Annotated in this window: 3 protein-coding genes and 1 pseudogene; 1 reads left to right on the forward strand and 3 read right to left on the reverse strand. The window is 58.1% G+C overall.

Features of this window, described 5'->3' with window-relative positions:
- Positions 1 to 706: 706 nt before the first annotated feature.
- Complete coding sequence (locus N4G42_RS25140) at positions 707 to 1,300, forward strand: imm11 family protein (RefSeq protein ID WP_260669132.1); 594 nt, start codon at positions 707 to 709, stop codon at positions 1,298 to 1,300.
- Between the two features lie 317 nt (positions 1,301 to 1,617).
- Here N4G42_RS25140 and N4G42_RS25145 read toward each other — a convergent pair whose 3' ends face one another.
- From N4G42_RS25145 to N4G42_RS25155, 3 genes and pseudogenes are all read right to left on the reverse strand, one after another.
- Positions 1,618 to 2,319: a Crp/Fnr family transcriptional regulator gene (locus N4G42_RS25145; RefSeq protein WP_260669133.1), complete on the reverse strand. Its 702-nt coding sequence runs from the start codon at positions 2,317 to 2,319 to the stop codon at positions 1,618 to 1,620.
- Between the two features lie 251 nt (positions 2,320 to 2,570).
- Positions 2,571 to 3,057, reverse strand: a pseudogene (locus tag N4G42_RS25150) (transposase); the annotation flags it as partial.
- Positions 3,058 to 3,090: 33 nt separating this feature from the next.
- Entirely contained in the window at positions 3,091 to 3,900 is an 810-nt protein-coding gene (locus N4G42_RS25155; RefSeq protein WP_057268698.1) for an alpha/beta fold hydrolase, read from the reverse strand.
- Positions 3,901 to 3,956 lie beyond the last annotated feature (56 nt).

Consider the following 3,956-nt stretch of genomic DNA (forward strand, 5'->3'; position numbering starts at 1 on the left):
TCAGAAGCTGCCATTGGTGGCAGATAAATGCGGACGCTCAACTTTTGAAGATGAGGCAGGACCCTGTTCGCACTGACGTGCCCACATGGCTGACCTTTTAGGATGCGCCTCGCTTCCGTGAAGATAAATAGATCCACCCAAGGAGGCCGCCAATGCCGACGGTTTGGCCTAAAGCGAGGACTCCGAAGGCTAGATACGAGGTGAGCGAGAGATGACCGTGAGCTTCCTGCAGGCCTGGAAGAACTGCCGCCGCGAAGGTTAGTGCTGGCTCGTGCAACATAACCCAAACAGAGACCCATGATCTTGCTTGCGAATCGGTTATCTGTCCGATAGAAATCAAGCCGACCAATACAAGCAGGTCGACTATGACCGCTGATACTGCCCACAGTCGTACGCGGCGGCGCACAGAGTTGTTGTTAGCGGCTCCCATACGCTCTAACGAAATTTAGCCTGCCGAACCTGCGGGACAGTCTGAACTGTGCGCGATGAACTTTGCACTCATTTCCCCTGAAAATGGCTTGCGACCTAGGCTTGCAAGCAGATATAGGATCATGGCCCGCTTTAGAGAGCGAGACGCATTGAAAGCTATGGCCCCTACCGCCCCTCCTGCGGGGCCGAATTCGGCCAGGAGCGGAAGTTCGTGCCAGCCCGCTGAAGGCCGTTTGGCGGCACGCGTATGAGTGCTGTATCGCTTCGCAGAGACATCATGAAACTTCTCAGCTTCGACCTTTCTAGAGATACGCCGACGCCGATTGCCTCTCCAAATCTCGCGGACCTTCATCGGCTGTGGGACAGCCACGAAAGGTTCCACTTGAACATGGGCAAATCCTACGCGGCAACTTGGCCGGTGATTCGGGTAGATATCGAAGACGACCGTGAGCGGCCGCGAGGCCTCACTGACTTCATGTCCACAGTCCAATTCCGGATTGCCTCCGCCCGGCTCGTGAACGTATTCAGGGAGTTTCAATGCGAGTGCGAGTACCTGCCCCTTCAAGTACGCTATGGCTCGGAACGGCTGGTAGGGCGCTACTTTGCGCTCAATGTCCAGAGAATTTTGAAGAGTGCCGTCGACCGCGAGCGCTCAGTCATCGGGTTCTACGACGAGGAATTCGGTATGGCAGAGGACATTGAAGATCTTGTGCTCAAGGAGGGCGCTATTGGTGACGCGCCGCTTGCCTATTTGGCCGAGATTGAACGCTTTGCTGTCAGTGATGAACTCGCCGACGTGCTCATGAACACCGGAATGGTCGGGCTTCAGACTATCGATCCCGAGTTGTTTCCGACGCGCATAGGTGAGTGATTTCGCGCTCTAAGACTGGCGGCGAACGCCCGCTTTGGAGCGCATCAAATGTCTCTTCAGGGCCCGTTGCTGCCCTTCGTCGAGCGTAGTTGAACGTCGATAGTGCAGCGCTTGCCGTCGGTCGTGCACGGGAGCTGGGTTCACAGTGCATTGCGCGAAGCTGTCATCGGCTCACCCATCAGCACGGCGGCATCAATGACAGGTATCAAGGTGGCTGCAGTCATCCGTAAGCGCGCGGCCATCCCATGGCTCGCGTTGGTCGGCCTCAGCGCCAGTTCGCCAAATCTATCGCGGCCTGCAATGCTGAACTTGGCCCCTCAAGAACCCGAAGGCATCAACTCATTGAGCAGTCGCTTGTCCGCCGCGTAGCAGTTGCACGCTGCTTGCTGCAGACCCAGCCGATCGAGCACAGTGAGCTCACCGCGGTGATATTCAATCAGTCCACGCCGCTGGAATTCGCTGGCTGCCCCGCTCACTCCCACGCGCCGTACGCCCAGCATCTGCGCGATGAAGTCCTGGGTCACATGAAACCGGTCGGCGTGGGAGCGATCCTGGCTCATGAGCAACCAGCGCGCCAGCCGCTCGCTTATCGTGTGAAAGCGCTGGCAGGCTGTGGCAAGTGATTGCTGATGCAGGCGGACCATCAAAGAGCCTTGCACCAGTTCTCGCAGCTCGGGCATGGTGGCTATGGTCTTGCGCAACACATGCGCTTCCAGGCGCCAGCAATTGCCAGCGCCTTGCACCACGGCTCTCCAGGGCGTCTTGGCCACTCCGAGCACCAATTCCGCCCCTAGCATGGACTCGGGTCCGATCATGCCCACCGCCAACGGCGGGTGCGTCTCGATGTCAATCACCAGCGCAATGAAGCCGGAACGTGGAAAGTACGCGTGGCTCAGTGGCGCCCCATGCTCGATCAGGTCGGACAATGCCACCAGCTCGAACCGGGTACACAGCGCAAGAAAACGCTTGCGCAACGCTTTCGGAAGACGCTCAATGAGGTGGTTCTCTGCGTTGTCCATGGGAAGCCCTGGTACACGAGAAAACCCCTCTCGGAGCGAACCCGCAAGGTTCGCAAGACAGGATGTCTTGCATTCCCTTGTCGACTGTAGACCTGTTCGATTGACTGTTCTGTCTGGAACCGAACAAATACTCAAATCAAACACACTGGTAGCTTTGAGGGAGGGCGCAGTTCCAAGGCTTTGCGTATGAGACCTCTGACGGTGAAACTCACCGTCGGCCAAATCTAAAGTGAGATGGCCTGGATTCGCTGCTAGCGGTGTGGCAGCAGCTCACCGATCTGACTGGCGCGCTGCATGGGCAGGCGTGCCATCACGTCGCGCAGGTAGACATACGGGTCGTGCCCGTTCATGCGCGCTGACTGGATCAGGCTCATCGCCGCTGCCGCCCGCTGGCCCGCGCGCAAGCTGCCAGCGAACAGCCAGTTGCTTCTGCCAATGGCGATGGGCCTGATCTGGTTCTCGGTCCAATTGTTGTCAACCGAATTGCCCATCATCTGCAAAGCGGATGAGCGCTATCCAACGCTTGAGGCTGTAGTCCAGCGCCTTCGCTGTGGCCGATCCGTCGGGCACCTTGCGCCGCTGCAGCGACATCCGTTCGTGAAGGGCGTCCAGGAGTGGCTTTGTTCTCTCCCGCCGGACTGCGAGACGCTGCTCGGCGTTCAGCTCCTTGACCTCCTGCTCGATCTCATAAATGCGGGCCATCTGCTCCAGCGCACTCAGGGCGATCTGGCTTTGGTTGTCCGCGCCGACGGAGATTTAATCCAATCAACATCAAGCATGGTCTGTGGCCATGTAGCGCTGCATGGCATCGATCACCAGCGCGGGGTGACTCATGTGAGCAGCGTGACCCGCCACGTCCATGACTTCCAAGATGCTGCCCTTCAGTTGCTGGTTCAGATACTCACCCACCGCAAGCGGAACCAGGCTGTCTTCCTGGTGCTGAAGAATGAGGCAGGGGCGAGACACCTGGGGCAGGTCAGCCCGGTTATCAGCAAAAAAGGTGGTTTGCGCAAATACGCGCATCGCGACCGGGTTCGTGGAGCAAAAACTGTCGTAAAACTCACCAGCCAACGCTTCGCCCTGCGCGGCACCCGCCACCACGGACGATAGGTGATTGGCCCAGCCGATGTAGTCCTGATCCATCAGCGACAACAGGCCTTGGAGGTCGGCACGCTCGAAGCCTCCGGCATATTCGGGCGGATAGTTCAAGAAACAGGGCGTGGGCCCCACCAATATCAAGCGATCAAACAAGTCAGGGCGTGATATCGAAGCCAACAGTCCGACGTTGCAACTGGCCGAGCGGCCCACGAATGTGACGCCGCTCTGCAGCCCTTGCGCTTCGCACACGTCCAGAACATCTTGCGCGTAGCCGGCCAAGCTGCTGTAGCGAACTGCGCTAAAGGCCGATAGCTGCGACTTGCCGCTTCCAACATAGTCAAACAAGATTTGGCGATGTGTGCCAGCGAAAGCGGGCGTGATGCGGCTCCATACGGATTGGCTACAGCCAAGCCCGTGGGCAAACAAAATCGCTGGCCCGCTGTTTCCCAAGGATTTGACGTTGTTGCGTTTGTTGACGTTCATGGTCTTAAGCTGAAAACAGGGTGGTGAACCTTACCGCGGGGTGGTCAAGACTTTAA

Source organism: Acidovorax sp. K2F, assembly GCF_025246485.1.
GTDB lineage: Bacteria > Pseudomonadota > Gammaproteobacteria > Burkholderiales > Burkholderiaceae_C > Acidovorax > Acidovorax delafieldii.